Annotated in this window: 22 protein-coding genes, 1 tRNA gene and 1 riboswitch; of the genes, 10 read left to right on the forward strand and 13 right to left on the reverse strand. The window is 65.4% G+C overall.

Features of this window, described 5'->3' with window-relative positions:
- Window positions 1-420 precede the first annotated feature (420 nt).
- The gene (locus C8J47_RS15250) at window positions 421-2,133 is read right to left on the reverse strand and encodes an acyl-CoA dehydrogenase (RefSeq protein ID WP_121886389.1); all 1,713 of its coding nucleotides are present in this window, start codon (window positions 2,131-2,133) and stop codon (window positions 421-423) included.
- A 46-nt stretch (window positions 2,134-2,179) separates the two neighbouring features.
- Here C8J47_RS15250 and C8J47_RS15255 point away from each other — a divergent pair, with 46 nt between their 5' ends.
- The gene (locus tag C8J47_RS15255) at window positions 2,180-3,199 is read left to right on the forward strand and encodes an L-threonylcarbamoyladenylate synthase (protein WP_121886390.1); all 1,020 of its coding nucleotides are present in this window, start codon (window positions 2,180-2,182) and stop codon (window positions 3,197-3,199) included.
- 125 nt (window positions 3,200-3,324) lie between these two features.
- Here the strand turns inward: C8J47_RS15255 and msrA are convergent, their stop codons facing one another.
- A complete protein-coding gene (gene msrA, locus C8J47_RS15260) occupies window positions 3,325-3,867 on the reverse strand; it encodes a peptide-methionine (S)-S-oxide reductase MsrA (protein ID WP_121886391.1) in 543 nt (180 codons plus the stop codon).
- Window positions 3,868-3,926: 59 nt separating this feature from the next.
- Between msrA and galE the strand changes: the two genes are divergently transcribed.
- Both galE and C8J47_RS15270 read left to right on the forward strand, forming a co-directional pair.
- Window positions 3,927-4,925 (forward strand): UDP-glucose 4-epimerase GalE, encoded by a 999-nt coding sequence (gene galE, locus C8J47_RS15265; protein WP_121886392.1) that lies wholly within the window; start codon window positions 3,927-3,929, stop codon window positions 4,923-4,925.
- Window positions 4,922-5,755 carry a CoA ester lyase gene (locus C8J47_RS15270; RefSeq protein WP_121886520.1) on the forward strand — a complete coding sequence of 278 codons (834 nt, stop codon included), beginning with the start codon at window positions 4,922-4,924 and terminating at the stop codon, window positions 5,753-5,755. The genes galE and C8J47_RS15270 overlap by 4 nt, the downstream gene beginning before the upstream one ends.
- On the opposite strand, the gene C8J47_RS15275 is transcribed toward C8J47_RS15270, so the two are convergent.
- The 3 genes from C8J47_RS15275 to folK all read right to left on the reverse strand — a co-directional run bounded on the left by C8J47_RS15275 (window position 5,735) and on the right by folK (window position 7,018).
- A complete protein-coding gene (locus C8J47_RS15275; protein WP_183129133.1) occupies window positions 5,735-6,208 on the reverse strand; it encodes a phosphatase PAP2 family protein in 474 nt (157 codons plus the stop codon). The two genes, C8J47_RS15270 and C8J47_RS15275, sit on opposite strands and share 21 nt — an antisense overlap.
- A 203-nt stretch (window positions 6,209-6,411) precedes the next feature.
- Window positions 6,412-6,487 (reverse strand) — tRNA-Lys (locus C8J47_RS15280).
- Between the two features lie 21 nt (window positions 6,488-6,508).
- On the reverse strand, window positions 6,509-7,018 hold the full coding sequence (gene folK / locus C8J47_RS15285) for a 2-amino-4-hydroxy-6-hydroxymethyldihydropteridine diphosphokinase (protein WP_121886394.1): 510 nt from the start codon (window positions 7,016-7,018) through the stop codon (window positions 6,509-6,511).
- 22 nt (window positions 7,019-7,040) lie between these two features.
- Here folK and C8J47_RS15290 point away from each other — a divergent pair, with 22 nt between their 5' ends.
- Complete coding sequence (locus C8J47_RS15290) at window positions 7,041-7,775, forward strand: uracil-DNA glycosylase (protein ID WP_121886395.1); 735 nt, start codon at window positions 7,041-7,043, stop codon at window positions 7,773-7,775.
- Window positions 7,776-7,979: 204 nt separating this feature from the next.
- On the opposite strand, the gene C8J47_RS15295 is transcribed toward C8J47_RS15290, so the two are convergent.
- Window positions 7,980-9,017, reverse strand: coding sequence for an MBL fold metallo-hydrolase (locus C8J47_RS15295; RefSeq protein WP_121886396.1), 1,038 nt, complete (start codon window positions 9,015-9,017; stop codon window positions 7,980-7,982).
- Between the two features lie 68 nt (window positions 9,018-9,085).
- On the opposite strand from C8J47_RS15295, the gene C8J47_RS15300 reads away from it, so the two are divergent.
- Entirely contained in the window at window positions 9,086-9,661 is a 576-nt protein-coding gene (locus tag C8J47_RS15300) for a DUF4337 domain-containing protein (protein WP_121886397.1), read from the forward strand.
- Between the two features lie 108 nt (window positions 9,662-9,769).
- Here the strand turns inward: C8J47_RS15300 and aguB are convergent, their stop codons facing one another.
- A complete protein-coding gene (gene aguB / locus C8J47_RS15305) occupies window positions 9,770-10,630 on the reverse strand; it encodes an N-carbamoylputrescine amidase (RefSeq protein WP_121886398.1) in 861 nt (286 codons plus the stop codon).
- A gap of 179 nt (window positions 10,631-10,809) precedes the next feature.
- Between aguB and ung the strand changes: the two genes are divergently transcribed.
- From ung to C8J47_RS19835, 5 genes are all read left to right on the forward strand, one after another.
- On the forward strand, window positions 10,810-11,508 hold the full coding sequence (gene ung / locus C8J47_RS15310; RefSeq protein WP_121886399.1) for a uracil-DNA glycosylase: 699 nt from the start codon (window positions 10,810-10,812) through the stop codon (window positions 11,506-11,508).
- Window positions 11,505-11,804, forward strand: a complete 300-nt coding sequence (locus C8J47_RS15315) for an alkylphosphonate utilization protein (RefSeq protein ID WP_121886400.1) — start codon at window positions 11,505-11,507, stop codon at window positions 11,802-11,804. Before ung ends, C8J47_RS15315 begins: the two co-directional genes overlap by 4 nt.
- A 258-nt stretch (window positions 11,805-12,062) precedes the next feature.
- Window positions 12,063-13,103 carry a hypothetical protein gene (locus C8J47_RS15320; protein WP_121886401.1) on the forward strand — a complete coding sequence of 347 codons (1,041 nt, stop codon included), beginning with the start codon at window positions 12,063-12,065 and terminating at the stop codon, window positions 13,101-13,103.
- 340 nt (window positions 13,104-13,443) lie between these two features.
- A complete protein-coding gene (locus tag C8J47_RS19380) occupies window positions 13,444-13,809 on the forward strand; it encodes a hypothetical protein (protein ID WP_147454348.1) in 366 nt (121 codons plus the stop codon).
- 8 nt (window positions 13,810-13,817) lie between these two features.
- Window positions 13,818-14,009, forward strand: coding sequence for a type II toxin-antitoxin system RelE/ParE family toxin (locus C8J47_RS19835; protein WP_404969287.1), 192 nt, complete (start codon window positions 13,818-13,820; stop codon window positions 14,007-14,009).
- Between the two features lie 64 nt (window positions 14,010-14,073).
- Here the strand turns inward: C8J47_RS19835 and C8J47_RS15335 are convergent, their stop codons facing one another.
- The 6 genes from C8J47_RS15335 to C8J47_RS15360 all read right to left on the reverse strand — a co-directional run bounded on the left by C8J47_RS15335 (window position 14,074) and on the right by C8J47_RS15360 (window position 21,221).
- The gene (locus tag C8J47_RS15335) at window positions 14,074-14,985 is read right to left on the reverse strand and encodes a GIY-YIG nuclease family protein (RefSeq protein ID WP_121886403.1); all 912 of its coding nucleotides are present in this window, start codon (window positions 14,983-14,985) and stop codon (window positions 14,074-14,076) included.
- A gap of 2 nt (window positions 14,986-14,987) precedes the next feature.
- Entirely contained in the window at window positions 14,988-16,913 is a 1,926-nt protein-coding gene (gene thiC, locus C8J47_RS15340; protein ID WP_121886404.1) for a phosphomethylpyrimidine synthase ThiC, read from the reverse strand.
- Window positions 16,914-16,952: 39 nt separating this feature from the next.
- Window positions 16,953-17,062: riboswitch (TPP riboswitch) on the reverse strand.
- A gap of 379 nt (window positions 17,063-17,441) precedes the next feature.
- Complete coding sequence (locus C8J47_RS15345) at window positions 17,442-18,506, reverse strand: ferritin-like domain-containing protein (RefSeq protein ID WP_121886405.1); 1,065 nt, start codon at window positions 18,504-18,506, stop codon at window positions 17,442-17,444.
- Between the two features lie 48 nt (window positions 18,507-18,554).
- Window positions 18,555-19,574 carry a ferritin-like domain-containing protein gene (locus C8J47_RS15350; RefSeq protein WP_121886406.1) on the reverse strand — a complete coding sequence of 340 codons (1,020 nt, stop codon included), beginning with the start codon at window positions 19,572-19,574 and terminating at the stop codon, window positions 18,555-18,557.
- Window positions 19,575-19,778: 204 nt separating this feature from the next.
- A complete protein-coding gene (locus tag C8J47_RS15355) occupies window positions 19,779-20,642 on the reverse strand; it encodes a MipA/OmpV family protein (protein ID WP_121886407.1) in 864 nt (287 codons plus the stop codon).
- 69 nt (window positions 20,643-20,711) lie between these two features.
- The gene (locus C8J47_RS15360; RefSeq protein WP_235529776.1) at window positions 20,712-21,221 is read right to left on the reverse strand and encodes a DUF2141 domain-containing protein; all 510 of its coding nucleotides are present in this window, start codon (window positions 21,219-21,221) and stop codon (window positions 20,712-20,714) included.
- Window positions 21,222-21,381 lie beyond the last annotated feature (160 nt).

Genomic DNA, 21,381 nt, shown 5'->3' on the forward strand with positions numbered 1-21,381 from the left:
GCGAGTTGGGCATGCCCTTCGACTACGCTCAGGGCGAACGGGACAAGGGGCGCCATCCCTGCTTGTTCCGTCACCCCGGGCTTGTTCCGGGGCCACCGTTCCGCATTCTCATTTCCCTCGGATATGCGGAACGGTGGATGACGGAACGAGCCCGGCATGACGCGTGGTTTCTGGATTACCGCGACCAGAGGCCCCCCTCGCGATCCTCCCCCGCAAGGGGGAGGATCGCGAGCGGCGGCGCGTTTGCACAAATAGTCTCGAGAGAGCTCGTCAATCAAACCCGCCCGTCATCCTGGGCTCGACCAAGGATCCAGAGCCAAAGGCGTTGCCGTGCCTGGCTCTGGATCCTGACTTTCGTCAGGATGACGGACGGGGCGGGAGGTGACGGCTGATGGGCTGGGGAAAGACTAGCGGAGCGCCTTAGGCCGCGAACAGGTCCGCTTCGATCGAGTACAGCACCGCCGCGCTCGCGTTGGCGGCGGCGTTGAGGCCCATCGCCTCGGGGACGATCTGGTCGAGGTAGAAGAGCACCACAGCCGCTTTCATCCGGCCGAAATCGTCGCTGCCGGCCACCCCGCCCTGGCGCTCCATCAGCCAGCCGCAGGTCGCGACCGACAGCATCGTGAGGAACGGGTAGCTCGCCGCCAGCTTGTCGTCGGCGTCCGCAGTGGCAAGCTTCCGCCCGATCGCTTCGCACGCGTCGACCAGCGCGAGCAGCCGCTCGTCCTTCGCTTCCGCCCGAATGTCGGCGATCAGCGTGGCGAACGCGCCGCCATTGTCGAGGCCGAGTTTCCGCCCGACCAGATCCGCCGCCTGGATGCCGTTGGTGCCCTCGTAGATCGGCGTGATGCGCGCATCGCGGAAATACTGCGCGGCGCCGGTTTCCTCGACATAGCCCATCCCGCCGTGGACCTGGATGCCGAGCGACGCGACTTCGTTGCCGAGATCGGTACTGTGCGCCTTGGCGAGCGGCGTGACGAGCTCGAGCCGGTTGCGCGCGGCGTGGTCGCCGAGGTTGGCGCGGTCGACCTGCCCTGCGGCGTAGTAGACGAGGGCGCGCGCCGCCTGCGTCTGCGCCTTCATCCGCATCAGCATGCGGCGAACGTCGGGATGCTCGACGATCTTGACCGACTCCTTGTTCGGCGAACCAGCGCGCGCTGACTGCACGCGGTCGAGCGCGTAGGCGACCGCGCCCTGCGTCGCACCCTCGGCGACCTGGACGCCCTGAAGACCGACGTTCAACCGCGCGTTGTTCATCATCGTGAACATCGCGCGGATGCCGCCGAGCTTCGCGCCGATCAGCTCGCCGATGCAGTCGTCGTTGTCGCCGAAGCTCAGCACGCAGGTCGGCGATGCGTGGAGGCCCATCTTGTGCTCGATCGAGACGACGCGGACGTCGTTGAAATCGCCCGGCGTGCCATCTTCCTGGAGCTGGTACTTGGGAACGAGGAACAGCGAAATGCCCTTCGTACCTGCCGGTGCGCCCGGCGTCCGCGCGAGGACGAGGTGGACGATGTTCGGCGCCATGTCGTGATCGCCGAACGAGATGTAGATCTTGGTGCCCTTGATCGACCATTTGCCGTCGCCGAGCGGCGTGGCGGTGGCACGGAGCGCGCCGACGTCGGAGCCGGCCTGCGGCTCGGTGAGGTTCATCGTGCCGGTCCACTCGCCAGTCGCGAGACGCGGCAAATACAGCGCCTGCTGCTCGGGGCTGCCGTGATGCTGGAGCGCCTCGATCGCGCCGACGGTCAGCGTCGGGCACAGCGCGAAACCCATGTTGGCAGAGCCGAGCGTGTCGAGCACCGCGGTCTGGATCGCGAACGGCAGGCCCTGCCCGCCCCATTCCTCGTCGACGCCGATTCCGCCCCAGCCGCCCTCGACATAATCCTTGTACGCCTGCGCGAAACCGTCGGGCATGACCACGCCGTCGGGGGTCCACTTCGCGCCGACGGTGTCGCCGGTGCGGTTGAGCGGGGCCCATTCGCCCGACGCCAATTGCCCCACGCCTTCGAGGACCGCATCGACGACGTCGTCGCTGGCGGCGGCATAGCGTTCGGTCGCGGCGATCTCGCCGATCCGCACGACATGGTCGAGCACGAAACGCTGTTCGGTGGTTGCTGGAGTGAAGGCCATCGCATCCTCTTATCGCTACGGTTTGGACCCGCTATACGCCTGTGGAATGACCCGTCCACACCCTCGGATTTTACCCTACGGCACGGCCGCGATCGCCGAAGCCGCTGCGCTGATTCGCGATGGTGGCATCGTCGCGGTGCCGACCGAGACCGTGTATGGGCTCGCGGCGGACGCGACCAATGCGGAGGCGGTGGCGCGGATTTATGCGGCCAAGGGGCGCCCGAGTTTCAATCCTCTGATCGTGCATGTGGCGGATCTGGCGGCGGCGGAGTTGATCGCGGTGTTCGATGCGGAGGCGTTGGCGCTGGCGGCGGCGTTCTGGCCAGGGCCGCTGACCTTGGTGCTGCTGGTTAGGGGGGATTCGGGGATCGCTTCGTTGGTGACGGCGGGGTTGGACACGATCGCGATCCGGGTGCCGCGGCATCGGGCTATGCAGGAGTTGATCGCGGCGTCGGGGCGGCCGTTGGCGGCGCCTTCGGCTAATGCGAGCGGTGGGATTTCACCGACTAGCGCTGCGCATGTTGCGGGGAGTCTCGGGGGGAACGTGCCGTTGATCCTCGACGACGGGGCGACCGAGGCAGGTTTGGAGTCGACGATCGTTGCTGGGCGGACGGTGCTGCGGCCGGGGCCTGTTACGGCCGAGGCAATCGTAACGCGCCTGAGGCACCTCCCCGGCGGAGGCCGGGGCCCAACTGGAACGTCGGATGTAACCGGGCACGACGTGCGTCATGACCGTCTCACAATTGGGCCCCGGCCTTCGCCGGGGGGGCGTGAGGGTGGGGTTACCGCGCCGGGACAGCTTGAGAGCCACTATGCGCCGAGCAAATCGCTTCGATTGAATGCGACCAGAGTAGAACCCGATGAGTGGCTGATCGGGTTTGGTGATGTGGCTGGCGACGTATCGCTTTCAGCATCCGGCAACCTCGTCGAAGCCGCCGCGAAGCTGTTCGACCTGCTTCACGCTGCCGACGCGAACGATTGTGTGAAGATCGCCATCGCGCCGATTCCATTCGACGGCATAGGCGAAGCGATCAACGACCGTCTTCGCCGTGCTGCGCATCGTTAAAATGAGACTGGTTCACGCGAAGGCGCAAAGGCGCGAAGAGGTTTAAGCATTTCGATAGGCCGGGACGGGCATACCTGAGCTCATCATCTTTGCGCCTTCGCGCCTTTGCGTGAACCCATTCTGTCTTACGCGTTCACCACCGCCTTGGACCGTGCGGCGAAGCTCTTGCGCAGCTTCTGCAGCTTGGGCGGGATCACCGCCATGCAGTAAGGGTTCGAGCGACCCGAGGTTTCCCAGTAATCCTGGTGATAGCCCTCGGCCTCGTACCATGTGTCCATCGGCTCGATCGTCGTGACGATAGGCTTAGGCGAATCCGCCTGCGCGCGCTCCAGCGCCGCTTCCATCTCCGCCTTCTGCGCATCGTCCGCCGGGAACATCGCCGAGCGATACTGCGTGCCGACGTCGTTGCCCTGCCGGTTCAGCGTCGTCGCGTCGTGCGTCGCGAAGAAGATGTCGAGCAGGTCGCCGAGCCTCAGCTGTTCGGGGTCGAAGCCGATGCGGATCGCCTCGGCATGGCCGGTGTCGCCACCGCACACCTGCTTGTAGCTCGGGTTTGGCACGTGCCCGCCGATATAGCCGCTTTCGGCGCTCTTCACGCCGATCACGTCCTTGAATACCGCCTCGGTGCACCAGAAGCAGCCGCCGGCGAGCGTTACATAATCCGTCATCACGATCTCCTTTCTCCCAAGATAGGAAGTCGCTACCGCGCAACAAAGAGGAGACGCGTATGATCGACGGTAAGGTTATGGTCACCGGCGGCGCCGGATATATCGGCAGCCACGCGGTGCTGGCGCTGCTCGACGCGCGGTATGACGTCGTCGTGCTCGACAATCTGGTCACCGGGTTCGACTGGGCGGTCGACGCCCGCGCCGCACTCGTAGAGGCGAACGTCGCCGACGATGCGAAGGTCCGCGCGGCGATCCGCGAGCATAACGTCAAGGCGATCATGCACTTCGCCGGGTCGGTCGTGGTGCCTGAATCGGTCAGCGATCCGCTCAAATATTACCGCAACAACACCGCCGCGAGCCGCGCACTGATCGAGAGCGCGGTCGTAGAGGGCGTGCCGCACTTTATCTTCTCGTCGACCGCCGCGACCTATGGCACGCCCGAGAAGGTGCCGGTCGCGGAGGGCGATCCTACCGTACCGATCAATCCCTACGGCATGTCGAAGCTGATGACCGAGGCGATGCTGCGCGACGTCGCCGCGGCGCATCCGATGAACTATGCGGCGCTGCGCTATTTCAACGTCGCCGGCGCCGATCCGCAGGGGCGTAGCGGCCAGTCGACGATCGGCGCCACGCACCTGATCAAGATCGCGGTCGAGGCGGCCACAGGCAAGCGCAACGCGGTCGGCGTCTACGGCACCGATTTCGGCACGCCTGACGGCACCGGCGTGCGCGACTACATCCACGTCACGGACCTTGCCGCTGCGCATGTCGCTGCGCTGGACGTGCTGATCGCCGAACCCGCCAAGAGCCACACGCTCAACGCGGGCTATGGCAAGGGCTTCTCGGTGCTTGAGGTGCTCGATGCGGTCGACAAGGTTACCAACCGGACGATCGAGCGTCGCCTGGAAGGGCGTCGCGCGGGCGATCCGGCGATGCTGATCTCGGACAATCGCGCGATCCTCGAGACGCTCGACTGGACGCCGCGGCATGCCGATCTCGACGGGATCGTCCGCGATGCGCTGGCGTGGGAGCGGGCGCTGGCGGAGAAGGGCCGGTGAGGCTCCGCTCGCTGCTGTTCGTGCCCGGCGACCGGCCTGAGCGGATGGTCAAGGCGCTTGGGCTGGGGGCGGACGCGCTGATCCTCGACCTGGAGGATTCGGTCGCGCCCGCCGGCAAGGCGGCGGCGCGCGAACACATCGCCGCGTTTCTCGCCGAGCCCCGGACGGTACCGCTGTTCGTGCGAATCAATCCGCTCGACTCCGGGCTCGCAGACGATGATCTCGCGGCGGTCCTCCCCGGCAAGCCCGACGGTATCATGCTGCCAAAGGCGGAGGGCGGCGCATCGCTGGCCGCGCTCGATGCTCGGCTGAGCGGCGACATCGCGATCCTGCCGATCGCGACCGAGACGCCCGCCGCGATCTTCGGGCTCGGCAGCTATGGCGGCATCACGGACCGGCTGGTCGGGCTGACCTGGGGGGCGGAGGACCTGCCTGCAGCGATCGGCGCGGCGACCTCGCGCGAGGCGGATGGATCGTACACCGTGCCGTACCAACTCGCCCGGTCGCTGACCTTGTTCGGCGCGCATGCGGCGGGGGTGGCGGCGATCGAGACGGTCTATCCCGACTTTCGCGATCTGGACGGGCTGGCCGCCTATGCCGCGCGCGGGCGGCGTGACGGGTTTACGGGCATGATGGCGATCCACCCGAGCCAGGTTGCGGTGATCAACGCGGCCTTCACACCGTCGACCGAAGAGCGCGCCGAGGCGCAGGCGATCGTCGACCTGTTCGCCGCCAATCCGGGTGCGGGTGCGCTCCAGTTGGACGGCAGGATGGTCGACGCGCCGCATTTGAAGGCGGCGAAGGCGCTGCTAGCGCTCGCCGCCGATTGATTCGCGTACGCGGGCGGTGGCGAGCCACCAGGCAAGCGCCCACAGCGTGCCGAAGCTCCACCCCGCCAGCACGTCGCTCGGCCAGTGGACGCCGAGATACACGCGGCTGCAGCCGATCGCGCCGACCAGCAGGATCGCCACGACCAGCAGATAGCGGCGGGTCGCGCGGTTCTCCGTCACCTGCGAGGCGAGGCCGGCGAGCGTCAGATAGACGATCGCGCTGTTCGCCGAATGCCCGCTCGGGAAACTCATGTTGGTGACGGTGACGAGGTGTTCGACGATGTCGGGGCGCGGGCGGTTGACCTGCGCCTTGACGAAATCGACGATCAGCCCGCCGGTTATGCTCGCGGCCAGTGTCGCCAGCGCGGTCAGCCATAGCCGCTGGACGATCAACAGACCGGTGACGACGACCACCACGATCGTCAGCACGATGCCGCCGCCGAGCGCGGTCACGTCGATCGCGACGTTCGGCAGCCAGGACGGCCCGTGCCAGGCGCGCAGGCCGAGGATGATCGCGCGATCGAACGCGAACGGCCAATGGTCTACCGCGAGACCGACCAGCAGGATGAAGATGATGCCGACGGCCGCGACCGATGCGCCCGCGAGAATCGCCGGGACATGCCGCCGCCTGCTCGGCGCAACGCCCGAGGCATCGATGGTGGGTCCGCCGGGGCTCGAACCCGGGACCTCTCGATTAAAAGTCGCTTGCTCTACCAACTGAGCTACGGACCCCCGCCATCGTGGACCGCGCACCTAATCGCGTGGCCGCTTTCGGTCAACCGATTGCGCCAATTGCCGTATCGTTCGTCCGGTCAGCGGATCGCGCCATTGCGGGATCAGGCTGGCGAGGGGGCCGAGGACGAAGCTGCGGGTGCGAAACGCGGCGTGGGGAACGATGAGCCCGCGTGACGACCACGCGCCCCCGGACCAGAGGATGATGTCGAGGTCGAGCACGCGGCTGCCCCAGCGGCGACCGGGGCGACGGCCGAACGTGCGCTCGATCCGTTTGAGGCGGACCAGCAGCGTTGCGGGGGCCTCCTGTGTTTCGACCAGCGCGACGGCGTTGGCGTAGCGGCGGTTCGAGGGACCTAGCGGTGCGCTGGAGACGGTCGGCGATCGTGCGAGAACAGTGCCGAGGGTTTCCAAAGCGGCGGCGATCTCGCGTTCTGGGGCGCCGTGGAGGCCACGTCGGTTGGAGCCGAGCGCGATCGCGTAGATACTCGCGGCCTGCGCGATCGGCGGGAGCGGGGTTGCAGGCGACATTTGGTCCGCCTAGCGCAATCCCATGGATTCCACACCTTACACCTCCGAGCTTCCCGAAACCGTCGAAGAGACCGGCGAAGTCGACGTCACGACCGTCTTCGTACCCGTCTCCGCGCTGCCCCAGACCGAGCCGCCGCATGACTGCCCGCTCTGCCCGCGCCTCGTCGGCGTGCGCGAGCAGTTGCGGACCGAGTTCCCGACCTGGTGGAACGCGCCGGTCCCTGCGTTCGGCGATCCGGCAGCGTGGCTCGGCATCATTGGCTTGGCACCGGGCAAGCATGGCGCGAACCGCACGGGCCGCGCGTTCACCGGCGATTATGCGGGGCAGTTCCTGTACGAGACGCTCGGGCGGTTCGGGCTGGCCACCGGGACGTATGGCGCCAAAGCCGAGGACGGGTTGGCGCTCGACGGCGCGATCATCCTCAATGCGGTGAAGTGCCTGCCGCCCGAGAACAAGCCGACGCCGGAGGAAATCCGCACCTGCCGGCCGTTCCTCGAGACGCAGGCGGATGCGGTGCCAAGCGCGCGCGTTTTCGTGGCACTGGGGCATATCGCGCATCAGTCGGCGGTGAAGATGCTCGGCGGTCGGTTGCCCAAGGCGCGGTTCGCACATGGCGCGGAGCATGTGATGCCCGATGGCCGCATCCTGATCGATAGCTTCCATTGCTCACGGTACAACGTGAATACGGGCGTGCTGACGGCGGAAATGTTCGACGCGGTGTTCAAGCGGGCGCTGGAGTTACGCGGGGCGGTTTGAAACGCTCACCTAATCCCGGGACCGCGACACGTCGGTGTCTCTCGGATTAGAAAGACGCACCTCCCCGGCGGAGGCCGGGGTCCAGTTGGTGAGGCCGTAGTAATGGAGCGCAGCGGCTAATTAGCGGCGCTTCCCACCTGGGCCCCGGCCTCCGCCGGGGAGGTGCGCAACGGTGGGCTCCTGGGGAACTCGGGGGATTGGGCGTTACTCGATCACCCAGGGCTCACCGGCCTCTGGGGTGCGGAAGCGGTTCGCGGGGATGTGTTCGCGGATCAGCGCGGCGCCGAGATGCTCGGGTGGTTCGTTGATACCCTCGGACGTCAGTTCGAACGTGCCCCAGTGGACGCCGATCGCATAGGCCGCGCCGAGCTGTTCGAACGCGGTCACCGCCTGATCCGGGCCGATGTGGTTGTCGGTCTCGTGTCCTGCGAAATGATACGCGCCGATCGGCAGGATCGCGAGGCGGACCGGGCCGGCTGCGCGCGCTTCGGTCGCCCAGCGCATGTCGCCCGGCCCGGTGTCGCCCGCGAAATACAGGTTCCCACCGGGCAGCGTCACGGTGAAGCCTGCCCATAACGTCTTGTCGCGGTCGCCGGGATCGTATTCGCTCCAGTGATGCGCGCGGTCGACGATCACGTCGATGCCGGGACGCAACGTCACGCGCCCGCCCCAGTCGCGCGCGACCGCACGGACGCCGCTGCGCGCGAGGATCTGATCGTTGCCGAGGCCGGTCACGATCAGCGGCTTGTCGCGGTGCCAGAGTTTGCGCATCGCCGTCATGTCGAGATGGTCGCGGTGATCGTGGCTCAGCAGGATCAGGTCGATCTTCGGCAGGTCCGCGAGGCGCACGCCGGGTTCGCGGACGCGCTTCACGCCGACGAACTGGACCGGGGACGAGCGTTCGAGCCACATTGGATCGGTGAGGATGTTGAACCCCTGGGTCTGCACCAGCACGGTCGAATGGCCGATCCAGGTAACGCGCATCGTCTGGCCCTCGACTCGCGCCGGGGGCCGCGTCGGGGTTACGGGCACTTCGGGCCAGGTACGGTAGGGTGGCTTCACGAGGTTGCTGAGCAGCGCGACCGGGCCCTGCTTTTGCTCGCCGGTACTGCCCTGCACGCCGTCGGGGTTGAAGAAGCGTTCGCCGTTGAAGTGATCGCTTGGCGGAATGGTCTTCACGGACGGCGTTGCGCAGCCGGCGAGCAGGGTGAGCGCGAGCAGTATCGAGCGAGGGCGGATCATGGCGCGCTGACGAATATGTCACCCGATCATCAGGGTCCAGTCACGCGCGGAAGGCCAGAGCAACCAGCATGGACGATGATTTCGAAGTGCGTGGGTTGCACGAACAGATGTCGGAGGAGCGTGCGGCCAAGGGTGAGGCGTTCGACCAGCGGATCGCGCTGTTCACTGCGATCCTGGCGACGCTGGCGGCGGTGACCAGTTTCCTCGGTGGACATACGCAGAACGAGGCGCTGCTCCACAAGAACGAGGCGGTGCTGATCAAGGCGCAAGCGTCGGATGCGTGGGGCTATTACCAGGCGGAGGATTTGAAGCGGCATATCGCGCAGATGGAGGTCGACCTCGCGCCGCAGGGGTTCGGTGCGACGCAGATGGCGACGCACCGGGCGGATATCGCGCGGTACAAGGCGCGGGGGACGGCGTTGAAGCGGGAGGCGGAGACGCTCGATCGGCGCTCGGCGGCGGCGGATGGCGAGTCGGACGAGGCGTTGCGGCCACATACGAAGCTGGCGCTGGCGGTGACCGCGATCCAGGTGGCGATCGCGTTGGCGTCGATTACCGCGCTGACCGGGCGGCGGTGGTTGCTGTGGGTTGCGGGGGCTGCTGCGCTGGTGGGGGCGGTGTTGGCTGGGCTGGCTTGGTTCTGACGGCCGCCCCCAATAGCCCGTCATCCTGGGCTCGACCCAGGATCCAGAGCCACCTTCGCTGCGCGTTGTGACTCTGGATTCCAGCTTTCGCTGGAATGACGGGACGGGTCAGATGTCCTGGACCAAGCGGCCATACAGGTCCGGCCGGCGATCGCGGAAGAAGCCGAAGGCGGCGCGGTGGCGCTTGACGATGTCGAGGTCGATCGTCGCAGTGATCACGCCTTCGTCGTCGCGGCCGAGCTCCGCCAGGATGTCGCCGCGCTGGTCGGCGATGAAGCTGGTGCCGTAGAAGGTCTGGCCGTGCTCGACGCCGACGCGGTTGGCGGCGACGATCGGGACGACGTTGCTGACTGCGTGGCCGACCATGGCGCGCCGCCAGAGCCGCGCGGTGTCGAGCGAGGTGTCATGCGGCTCGCTGCCGATCGCGGTCGGGTAGAACAGGATTTCGGCGCCCATCAGCATCATCGCGCGCGCCGTCTCCGGATACCATTGATCCCAGCAGACGCCGACGCCGAGCGTTGTCCGCCCGGCCTCCGACGCGTGCGGCCAGACCTTGAAGCCGGTGTTGCCGGGGCGGAAGTAAAACTTCTCTTCGTAGCCGGGGCCGTCGGGGATGTGGCTCTTGCGGTAGACGCCCTGAATGTTGCCGTCGGGGCCGATCATGGCGAGGCTGTTGTAATGGTGCGGGCCGTCCGCCTCGAAGAAGCTGGTCGGGATCGTCACCTTGAGCGCCTCGGCGAGCGCCTGCATCGCGAGGACCGCCTTGTGTTCGCCGACCGGGGCGGCGTTGGCGAACAGGCCTTCATCCTCGATGCGGCAGAAATACTCGCCTTCGAACAGCTCGGGCGGCAGGATGACCTGCGCGCCTTTCGCGGCGGCCTCGTGTACGAGGCGCGACACATTGGCGATGTTGCGGTCGATGTTGGGCGTGAAGCCCAGCTGCAGCGCGGCGACGGTGATCTCGGTCATGGCGGCGCATATAAGAGAGCGGTTCGGGTTGTGCGAGCCTTTGGTGATCCGGTTCCCCCGCGGAGGCGGGGGTCCAGGGTTACGGGCGTTGTCCTGCGAGATCCTGGGCCCCCGCCTTCGCGGGGGAACAAGAGGGGTGGCGATTGACACTGCCCTGCCCTGTCCGACATGCGGCGGGGATGATCGATCATACGCTCCCGCCAAGCTGGCAGGCACTCGCTGCCGAGTTCGAGGCGCCGTACATGCGGGCGCTGGATGCCTTTCTGGAGGGCGAGCGGGCGGCGGGGGCTCGAGTGTTTCCCGAGGATGCGGACCGGTTTCGGGCGTTGGAGCTGACGCCGCTCGATCAGGTGCGGGTCGTGATCCTGGGGCAGGATCCGTACCACGGCGAAGGGCAGGCGCACGGGCTGAGCTTCTCGGTGCGGAAGGGCGTTCGGACGCCGCCTAGCCTGGTGAACATCTACAAGGAGCTGGAGGCGGATCTCGGGATACCGCGGGCACGCCATGGCATGCTCGATCATTGGGCCGCGCAGGGTGTGCTGTTGCTGAACGCGGTGCTGAGCGTGCGGATGGGCGAGGCGGCGTCGCACCAGAAGCGCGGGTGGGAGCGGTTTACCGATGCGGTGATCGCGGCGGTGAACGCACAGGACAAACCGGTCGTGTTCCTGCTGTGGGGGGCGTATGCGCAGAAGAAGGCGGCGTTCGTCGATGATGTGAGCAAGGGTGGACGCCATCTGGTGATCCAGTCGGCGCATCCTTCGCCGCTGGCCGCGCGGACCGGGTTCTTCGGATCGCGGCCGTTCAGCCGGGCCAACGCCTTTCTCGAAACCCATGGGCGCACCCCGATCGACTGGGCGCTGCCGGAGACTGACCGATGAGCGACGAATACACTTACGACGAAGCGACCGGCGAGTGGGTTGCGGGCGGTGCTGCGACTGCGGTGGCGGCGGACGACGGCGCGGTCGTGGTGCGCGATTCGGTCGGCAACGTGCTGGCAGACGGCGACCAGGTGACGCTGATCAAGGACCTGACCGTGAAGGGCGCGGGGCAGACTCTCAAGCGCGGGACGCTGATCAAGTCGATCCGGCTGACCGGCGACGCGCAGGAGATCGACTGTCGGTACGATGGGATCAAGGGACTCGTGCTGCGCGCGGAGTTCGTCCGGAAGCGGTAGCTGCCGATGGGCGCGAACCTAGCAAGTATTGAGACGAAGGCCCGGTTCCCACCCAAGCGTTTCCAGGCGATAAAGGGCGTCATAGCTGTCCGGTGCAAGTAAGCTGCTGTTCGGCCGGCATTAATTCGATCTGACGGGTCAGAAAAAATTCTGGCGCATGATACGTCTAGTCGCGGGCTTCGACCAGCCGGTTGCAAAGCAGTTCGCTCTTGGAGTAATCTTGCGCCATGCTAACCGCCGCGGTCGAAAGGAAGCTTCATGGTTGATCGGGTCGAGGCATATCGCCGGCAAGTGAGCGATGCGGTCGACCTGTGGCAGGCCAATGTCTGCAACCCGTACGTGATCGCCTATAACAGCGCCTACAAGAACTATAACGACGCCTTCGCCCGTCAGAAGGAGTCCGACAAGGCACGCGCCGAATTGTTCGTATCCGCCGCGGCGTTGCTGCCCGGCTCGGTGCTGATGGCGACCGCCGCGTCGTCGTCGCTGCGCGTCCTCGCCAACAAGGCGGCGCTGCGGATGATGGCATCGCTCAACGTGAAGCGGACGCTCAGCGTGTATCAGGCGATCGGCAACAGCCCGACGGCGATGTTCGCGATCGGCAAGGTGCTCGACGGCGTCAAGGGTGAGGCGGGCAAGAAAATCCAGGATGCCGTGACCAAGACGATACAGGTCAGCGTCGATTTTCTCGCCGCCGATCCGCTGAACCGCGACAAGCAGTTGCAGAGCTGGCTGCTCAACCACAAGATTTGTGCGTTCGATGCCGCCGCGGCGATCGAGGAGGATCGTACGCTGAGCGCCCGTGACAAGGACGCACGCTTCGCCGAGCTCCGCCAGGCGCCGATCGCGAGCCGACCGCAAGGCGCGATCAACGCCGCGAAGCTGGCGCCGAAGATCGAACTCGGATTCTATATGATGGCGCTGCTCGACTCCGACGAACTGATCACCACCGAAGCCGGTGGCGTCTCGCCCTATGGGGGCGGCGGAGGGCGGTCCACCAGCAAGCGGATCGACGAGATGCCGAGTTCGCCCAAATATCCCCGGGCGAAAATGCCGACCACCGCACCGGGCTATATCGGGTCGTACCAGACGATCGGAATCACACGCCCCGGCAGCGAGGTGGAGGACCAGATCGACAAAGTCTGCATTCAGGTCACCGGCAAACCGTTCTATGCGTCGTCTGGGTGGTTCGGAAAGCCCGACACCAGGAAAGGTCAGGAACTGATCGATGCGGAATACCGGCTGAAGGCACTGGCCGACAGCACCCGCCCGCTCAGCCCGCTCGGGTTGGCAAGCTGACATGCCAGCTACAGCGCGCAACGCGACCGGAAGAGTGATACCCGGAATGCGGCGCGGAGTGCTCCTGATCGGTTTCGCCGCGGTGACGGTAGTTGCCGGGTGCCGGAACAATCCGTCCGCACAATCACCCGAAACGGTCGCCGGTCTGCGCCGGAGTATCGAAGGCGTTCGAGTGTGTGCGCCGCTGCTATCCGCAAGCTGGCCGATCGTATTCAGCACGCAGAGCCTGGCTACGCCGGCCGTCGACGCATTGGCAGCGACGGGCCTAGTCCGTCGCGTATCGTTACCCGATCCGGCAGGAGACAACGCGCGCACCCGGATTGCGATCACCACGGCCGGCTTGCGCGACGCCCGCCTTCACCGCCTGTCACCAGAAAGTCCGCCCCAGCCGCAACTGTGTTTCGGCCGCAAACAGGTCACGACGCTTCGCCACGCGTCGACCGGTGATCGCAGTGGCACCGTCGACTATGCCTACCGCATCGTCGACGCCCCCCGCTGGACCACCCGCGCCGATATCCGCGCGGCGTTCCCTTTCATGGTCGATATGTTGAAGAGCGAACTTCGCGCGCAAGACGGGACCGTGCTCAGCAACGGACGATGGAATCTCGCGACAGACGCTGGAACCCAAGCCGTAGCCGATATGTCGAACAAGGGGTTTTTCCCCTGCCCCGCCGAAGGTGGCGAGCGCGATAGTCCCTGCCACTGACGGCATATCTGCGAGCGATCAACGCGACGTTCGAGCGCCTTTCGGTATTCCACGAATTCGGCGTCCTACGGACAGATCTGCCGGGGGGAGTACGCAGCCTGCCGACCGGCGAGCATCGGATTTTCTACAAGGTTACGTCTGATGAGGTGTTAATCGTGCGCGTCCTGCATAAGGCGGTGTATTCGACCCGACACCTATAGCGACAGCGTATCTTCAGCCTATAGAACGCCCGTTTCGATGCGTCCTAGAATTTTTTAACCGGAACTAGCCAATGCCCGTTTGAGCAAGTTTCCAGTCTGCATACGTATGTTTCGAGCCCTTCACCTTCCATTCTGTGCGGCCATTGGCGTTGCGATCCAACACTACCGCCGCGGCAGCGGATGGACTGTTAAACGCATAAGGCCTCGTAAAAGTATATTGCTCATCAGCAGTCGGAACCAAAGCTCCGCTTACAATCAGCGTGTTTTTTAAGAAGGAGTACGAGTTTGACGAAAATCCTGATTCTTTGAGTGCCTGTGATCCTTCTAATACTATAAACTCACCGTCTTCTTCAACGGCCTCAGCCTTGGCACCCGCCTTGTGGTTTATTTCGAAATGAACATCCTGGGCTGTTCTTTGCTCTGCCGGAATCGCCGTTTGCGCAGCCGCTTTTGGCTGGGGTTTTAGCAGATCGAGACCAATTACCGGCAGTATAACCTGCAAGTTCAGCAGGAACTGCTCCATATTTGCCTGATCGGCCTCAGGAAGGCGCCGCCGATGCCCGGCAGGCTGCGTACCGTTGTCCAACTCAACACGTTTTGCAGCCACCGCCATCTCGATCAGCCGAGCTTCCAAATACTCAACATGGCCTTTCGAAAGGTCATCATCGCTGGTGGTCACTGCGATGGCGGTCTCCCAAAACGCTCGCTTTCCGGCGCTTTGCTTGATCCGCTCGGTGACGCTGTTGGCCGAGCCGATGTAGGCACGGGTTGCACCCGACTTTGTCGGGTCGGGTCCATGAAGAACGTAGACGCCAGTGCGATCCAATTCGGGGCGGGCGACCAAAGCGGCAAAAGTCGCGTCTGTGGCGACGAATGTCAGTCCCGTCCAGCCATGGATCGTGGCCTTCCTTAGCCCGTTGGGCGTGCCGTCGACCAAAAACAATTGGATCGTGCGTCCGAAAATAGCATCGGGCATCTTCACTCTTTCGCCGGCAGATAAATTAAACTGCCTCTCTCTCTAAACACCTCGCTCATCGCTGACATCCCCTTCTCAGCATCCTCAGGCGCGCCCTTTGCAAATAGCTGGCGTTCGGTGTCGGCAGTAGTTGCGGCCGTGTCCGCCGCCAGAAACGTATCCGCCGGCGCGTTCTGTTTCGCCGCGAAGTCGCGGACCTCTTGGGTGATCTTCATCGAGCAGAATTTTGGGCCGCACATCGAGCAAAAGTGCGCGGTCTTGGCGCCTTCTGCGGGGAGCGTCTGGTCGTGGTATTGTTCGGCGGTGTCGGGGTCGAGGGAGAGGTTGAACTGGTCTCTCCAGCGGAACTCGAAGCGGGCGCGGCTGAGCGCGTCGTCGCGCATCTGGGCGGCGGGGTGGCCCTTTGCCAGGTCGGCGGCGTGGGCGGCTAGTTTGTAGGTGACTACGCCGACCTTAACGTCGTCGCGGTCGGGGAGACCTAGATGCTCTTTCGGCGTGACGTAGCAGAGCATCGCGGTGCCGTACCAGCCGATCTGGGCGGCGCCGATGCCCGACGTGATGTGGTCGTAGCCGGGGGCTATGTCCGTCGTGAGCGGCCCTAGCGTGTAGAAGGGTGCTTCGCCGCAGACTTCGAGCTGCTTTTCCATGTTCTCCTTGATCTTGTGCATCGGCACGTGGCCTGGGCCTTCGATCATGACCTGGACGTCGCTCTTCCACGCGCGGTGGGTGAGTTCGCCGAGCGTGTAGAGTTCGCTGAACTGCGCTTCGTCGTTGGCGTCGGCGATGCTGCCGGGGCGCAGGCCGTCGCCTAGGCTATAGGCGATGTCGTAGGCCTTCATGATCTCGGTGATCTCGTCGAAGCGCTCGTAGAGGAAGCTCTCCTTGTGGTGGCTGAGGCACCATTTCGCCATGATCGAGCCGCCGCGCGAGACGATGCCGGTGACGCGTTTCGCGGTCATCGGAATGTAGGCGAGGCGGACGCCGGCGTGGATCGTGAAGTAATCGACGCCCTGTTCGGCCTGCTCGATGAGCGTGTCGCGGAAGATCTCCCAGGTGAGGTCCTCGGCGACGCCGCCGACCTTTTCGAGCGCCTGGTAGATCGGGACGGTGCCGATCGGGACCGGCGAGTTGCGGAGGATCCATTCGCGGGTGTCGTGGATGTTGCGGCCGGTGCTGAGGTCCATGACCGTGTCCGCGCCCCAGCGGATCGACCAGACGAGCTTGTCGACTTCGGCGGCGACGTTGGAGGCGACCGCGGAGTTGCCGATGTTGGCGTTGATCTTGACGAGGAAGTTGCGGCCGATCGCCATCGGTTCGGATTCGGGGTGGTTGATGTTGTTGGGGATGATCGCGCGGCCGCGGGCGATCTCGTCGCGGACGAATTCGGGGGTTACGAAGTCGGGAATGCTCGCGCCGAAGCTTTCGCCGTCTCTCGCGTAGTCTTTCAGCATGGCGCGGCCGAGGTTTTCGCGGGTGGCGACATATTCCATTTCTGGGGTGATTATCCCACGTCGCGCGTAGTGCATCTGGCTGACGTTGGCGCCGGCGCGCGCGCGGAGGGGGCGCTTGATGGTGGCGGGGAACTGGGGGACTCCGCCGGAACGGTCGGGGCCTAGCTGGCCGTTGTCTTCGGGGCGGAGTTCTCGGGCTTCGTAGGATTCCACGTCGCCTCGGGCTTCGATCCAGGCGCGGCGGAGTTGCGGGAGGCCGGCGTTGATGTCGATTGTCGCGCGGGGGTCCGTGTAGGGGCCGCTGGTGTCGTAGACGCGTAGCGGGGGCTCGCTGCAGCTTGGGTCTAGGACGATCTCGCGCATGGCGACGCGGACGTCGGGGCTGGTCGGGACCGCTACGTGGATTTTGCGGGAGCCTCGGATCGGGCCGGTGGTTACGCCGATGTCGGTGGACTTAGATTGCGTATCGATGGCCATGCGCTTGCTCCTACGGGTCTCGGAGCAAGGATTGCGGTTCTGTGGCGACCGCTCCCTCCCTCCGCCGGTATCAACCGGATCAGGTTCAGCGGGTCGAAGGCTCCTGCCTTCCTCTCAAGCGCGGATTAGCGCTCCCCCGGGGTGGGGTGAGCATAGGGGCGTCAGGGTGGGGTGCAATGGGGAATTTGGTGGTGGGAGTGTGCGGGCACCGTGCGCCCTAAGAGTCGTTTTGGTATCTCGCCGCTTGCGAGTTCACCACCCCGGCGGAGGCCGGGGCCCAATTGGGGGACGGCGGTAACGATCGGCGATGCTTCGTCATATCCACCTTTCCGACTGGGCCCCGGCCTTCGCCGGGGTGGCGTGAGTTGGGATGCTGGTCGGCTTAAACGAGAAAGGCCGCTGCCCGGGTTGGGGCAACGGCCTTTTCTTTCACTCCGCGCGCCGTCAGTCGTAGCAAAGCTACGCCTTGTGGCGTGCTGTGCTGCGCTGGCCGTGCTTGCCGGAGGACCGTCGTCCTCCGGCTGCGCATTACGCGTTTGCCGCAGACGTCCGGATCGAGCCGTTGACGCCGGCGGGGAAGAAGCCGCCGAGCGAGACCGCGGCCTTGCTGAGGTAGACGATGTTGAGCACCTGGCCGGTCGACCGGCTGTAGGCGAGGCCGTTGGCGTCGGTCGGGACGATGTTCGAGATCGTCGCGTCCGACCCGGTGATGCCCTGGTCGTCGTCGCCGATCACGCCGGTCGACGCGTTGGTGACGGTGCCGTCGAGGCTGTCGCGCGCGTCGCTGATCTTGTTCGCATTGGTGATCAGTGCAGTGATCGGGTTCGGCGTCTGCAGACCCTTGCGGTACAGGATCGTGCGGATCAGGCCGGCATGATAGGCCTCGGCGGCGAGAATGCCGGCAGCGGCCTCGAGATAGGTCTTGTTGCTGATCAGCGGTGCCGCGCCCTTGTAGGCCGAGACGCCGACGTCCTCGAAGATATATGCGCCGAGCAGGAAGCTGTTGTCGTCCGCATAGGGATCGAACACGCCGGTGTTCGCATCGACCACGCCTGCTGCGCGGGCGGCGAGGCTGAAGGCGCCGGGGGCGGCGGCGGTGCCACCGGAGATGTTGATCGCCGGCTGCGCTGCGGCCGATGCACCGAGTGCGCTGCGCAGGAACGCGACGTGCGCGACTTCGTCGATCGCGATCTCACGCGCGTATTGCTGGACGACGGCATCCTGGAAGGCGACCTGGCGCGGGAAGCCGGCACCGGTGCCCGTGACGACCGCGCCCTGCGTACCGACGCCGGTCAGCAGGCTGGCGTTGAGGCCGACGCCGAACGCGGCATAGGCGTAGAACTGCGCTTCGAGATATTCGAGGTTGAGCGCGAAGTTCAGCACGTCCGGGTCGGTCACGCCGGTCGCCGGGGTCGGCGTGGGCGTCGGAGCCGGCGTCACGCTGTCGTTGTCGTCACCACCGCAGGCGGCGAGCAGCGAGGCGCCGCCAAGCGCGACCGCGCTGCCGCCGGCGAACCGGAGGAAGCTGCGGCGTTCGTTGCGGCGGGTTTCGATCGCGTCGAAGATCTCGAGCGTATTCTTGATGTCGGTCATTGGGTTAATCCCCTGAATAGCGAAGAAAGCGAAGGGCGTTGGGCTGGATCAGCTCGCCGCGACGCTCGTCTTGATGTTGCCGTTCATGCCCGACGGGTAGAACCCGCCTGCCGACGCCGCACCGCTGTTGAGATACACGATGTTGAGCACCTGGCTGGTCGAGCGGCTGTACGCGATGCCGTTCGCATCGAGGGGCACGATGTTCGACGTCGTGACGGCGACCTGCGTCGTCGCGAGGTTGGTCGGCGTCTGGCTGTAGGGCGAGATGCCCTGGTCGAGATCGCCGGCGCCGAACATCATCGTGTTCGCGCCACCGCCGTCGAGGCTGTCGCGCGCCTTCGAGATCGCATCCGCCGAGGTGCGCAGCGCCGGCGTGTCGATACCCTTGCCGTACAGCGTCGTGCGGACGATCGCGGCGTGATACGCCTCGACCGCGAGCAGACCGGCAGCGGCCTCGAGATATGCCTTGCTGGTAAGCAACGGGGCGGCGCCCTTGTAGGCGGTCACGCCGACGTCCTCGAAGATGAACGCGCCGAGCAGGAAGTTCTCGTCGGAGAAATAGGGGTCGAACGCGGTGCCGGCGGGGACGAGACCCGCCGCCTGCGCGGCGGTCGAGAACGCGCTGGTCGGCGAGACGCTGACGTCGATCGCCGGCTGCGAGACGGCGGCGGTGCCGAGCGCGGTGCGGAGGAACTTGACGTGGGCGATCTCGTCCTGCGCGATCTCCCGCGCATATTGCTGGACGATCGGGTCGGTGAAGGTGACCTGCCGACCGCCGAGAACCGCACCCTGCTGACCGGTGCCCGACAATAGGCTGTTGTCGAGACCGGTGCCGTAGGCGGCGTAGGAGTAGAACTGCGCCTCGAGATATTCGAGGTTGAGCGCGAAGTTCAGGACATCCGCGTCGGTGATCGTCTGTGCCGATGCCGAGCTGGAGAAGGACAATGCGGTCGCACCGGCGGCGGTGATCGCCGCCGCGCCGAGCGCGTTCTTGAAGAAATCCCGCCGCTCGCTGCGTCGCTCTGCGCGAGCGTCGAGGGCTTCGATCAGGTGCACGCTCTCGGTCATGTCAGGGTCCTCCCCTTGTGGGTGATACGGTCGGGTATCGTATTGTTCTTATTGACTTAATCGCGACGTATGACGGTTTAAGGTCCGTAATCGCAAAGTCCAGTCCACAACGAGGTACGCACGAAAAACCCGCCCGGATGCGCCGGGCGGGTGATTTATTCGCAAGACCTGAGAGCCTGCCGAAACAGACCCGGCAGGTTGGGATCAGAAGGTGTAGGTCAGTCCGACCGCACCCAGCCACTGATCCGCATCGCCGACGTCGGCGACGATCGGGGTGTCCTTGTACTTGCCGACCATGCGGCCGTAGAGCACGCCCGCGCCGACGCCGAGGCCGTGGCGGAGATCGCCCGACAGACTCTGCACCACGAACAGCGACGCGTTGACGCGGCGGAAACCGCTGTCGTTGACGTCATAGGTGCGCAGACCGCTGGCCAGCGAACCGATCGGCGTCACTGCCGCATAGGTCCGGCCGAAGCCCTTGCCCGCATAATCCGCCGACACGCCGAGCGAGACGAGCGTCCGCACCGACAGCGGCGTGGTGTAGTTCACCTGCGGCGTGACGACGTAGCTGTCATAGGTGCCCGAGACGTCGTGGACATAGGCGACGCGCGCGGTGAGCGTGTCGTAGTCGCTGGTGATGACGCCGGTCCGGGCGATGCCGACATAGCCGCCAAGCTCATAGGCGGTATCGATCTTGCCGAGCGCGCGGACCTGACGGTTGTCGATATCGCCGGTACGATCGCGACGGATGCCGCCGATGACGCCGAGTTCGAAATTGGTGCCGACTGCGCCCGTGTTCGGGATCAGGTTGAAGTACAGCTGCGTGCCGCGCAGGAAGAAATCATGGCCGCGCACCGTGCCGACAACGGCACCGGCGGGCGTGAAGGAATTGCTGTCCGCGCCTTCGTAATCGGGCATCGACACCACCCCGAGCGCGACCGTGACACGGTTGTTGTCGGCAGGGTTGGTGATCGGCGGCGACGGGTTGGGATCGGTCTGTGCGAGAGCGGGGGTGGCGGTCGCGAGTACCGCGGATGCGGCAGACAGAAACAGAATGAATGCGCGCAAGGACGTGCTCCGGACAAAAAGGTTCCACGGCGAAACGCGGGGAAACCAATTTCGGTCCGTTACGATTCGTCAGAAGATGTAACGCATTTTCACCTGTTGCATATCGGCATCACCGGCGAGCGTGAACTCGGCGGCGGAAAAGCGCGGCGGGCCGAACCGGACCGCGGCATTGCGCGAGAAACCATAGCCCTCGCGCGGGATGCCGGCGATCGTATCGAGCTTGGCGTTGTTGTTCTCGTCGTGGATGATCGCGAGCGCATAGGCGCGTTGCGGCAGACCGGGGAAGCTGGTCGCGTGGACGCTGGCGGGGATCGACCGGGTCATCGCGTTGGCATCGTCGACGCAGGCGGGGAAATTATCGGGATCTGCGGTGAGGCATATCCGGATCGTCCCCTTCGCCGAGCGCAGATTGTCGACCTCGACGTCGAGCCGCGTGACCGGCGCGGTCGCAGCCAGCATCATCCACACCGCGCCGAGACTCGCCGCGCCGTACAGTCGCTTCGGCATGGTCCGCCCCGTCTTCAACACCGTGTTCGCCGGTGTCGCAGAGCCGATCCCAGGTTCGGAAATGATGGCCATGTTTGCACCCGTATCGTTCATGATGTCGCCGATGGCGACCGACCGTGATCGGCCGTGTCCCCATTGCTCTCCGCCACATGAACCGCGGGAAAACCTCCCGCACCACATGATAGCCTCCGCCCATACCCGTCGCGACCGCCATCGCCAAACCTGGCATGCC

The organism is Sphingomonas sp. PP-F2F-G114-C0414 (assembly GCF_003688595.1).
In the GTDB taxonomy this organism is placed as follows: Bacteria; Pseudomonadota; Alphaproteobacteria; order Sphingomonadales; family Sphingomonadaceae; genus Sphingomonas.

Coding starts and splice junctions, on each gene's coding strand:
- C8J47_RS15335 (WP_121886403.1), bottom strand. CDS start 14,985: ATGCCCGATGCTATTTTCGGACGCACGATCCAATTGTTTTTGGTCGAC.
- thiC (WP_121886404.1), bottom strand. CDS start 16,913: ATGGCCATCGATACGCAATCTAAGTCCACCGACATCGGCGTAACCACC.
- C8J47_RS15315 (WP_121886400.1), top strand. CDS start 11,505: ATGAGCGACGAATACACTTACGACGAAGCGACCGGCGAGTGGGTTGCG.
- C8J47_RS15255 (WP_121886390.1), top strand. CDS start 2,180: ATGACCCGTCCACACCCTCGGATTTTACCCTACGGCACGGCCGCGATC.
- ung (WP_121886399.1), top strand. CDS start 10,810: ATGATCGATCATACGCTCCCGCCAAGCTGGCAGGCACTCGCTGCCGAG.
- C8J47_RS15295 (WP_121886396.1), bottom strand. CDS start 9,017: ATGATCCGCCCTCGCTCGATACTGCTCGCGCTCACCCTGCTCGCCGGC.
- C8J47_RS15345 (WP_121886405.1), bottom strand. CDS start 18,506: ATGACCGACATCAAGAATACGCTCGAGATCTTCGACGCGATCGAAACC.
- aguB (WP_121886398.1), bottom strand. CDS start 10,630: ATGACCGAGATCACCGTCGCCGCGCTGCAGCTGGGCTTCACGCCCAAC.
- galE (WP_121886392.1), top strand. CDS start 3,927: ATGATCGACGGTAAGGTTATGGTCACCGGCGGCGCCGGATATATCGGC.
- folK (WP_121886394.1), bottom strand. CDS start 7,018: ATGTCGCCTGCAACCCCGCTCCCGCCGATCGCGCAGGCCGCGAGTATC.
- C8J47_RS15320 (WP_121886401.1), top strand. CDS start 12,063: ATGGTTGATCGGGTCGAGGCATATCGCCGGCAAGTGAGCGATGCGGTC.
- C8J47_RS15290 (WP_121886395.1), top strand. CDS start 7,041: ATGGATTCCACACCTTACACCTCCGAGCTTCCCGAAACCGTCGAAGAG.
- C8J47_RS15300 (WP_121886397.1), top strand. CDS start 9,086: ATGGACGATGATTTCGAAGTGCGTGGGTTGCACGAACAGATGTCGGAG.
- C8J47_RS15350 (WP_121886406.1), bottom strand. CDS start 19,574: ATGACCGAGAGCGTGCACCTGATCGAAGCCCTCGACGCTCGCGCAGAG.
- msrA (WP_121886391.1), bottom strand. CDS start 3,867: ATGACGGATTATGTAACGCTCGCCGGCGGCTGCTTCTGGTGCACCGAG.
- C8J47_RS15250 (WP_121886389.1), bottom strand. CDS start 2,133: ATGGCCTTCACTCCAGCAACCACCGAACAGCGTTTCGTGCTCGACCAT.
- C8J47_RS15360 (WP_235529776.1), bottom strand. CDS start 21,221: ATGGCCATCATTTCCGAACCTGGGATCGGCTCTGCGACACCGGCGAAC.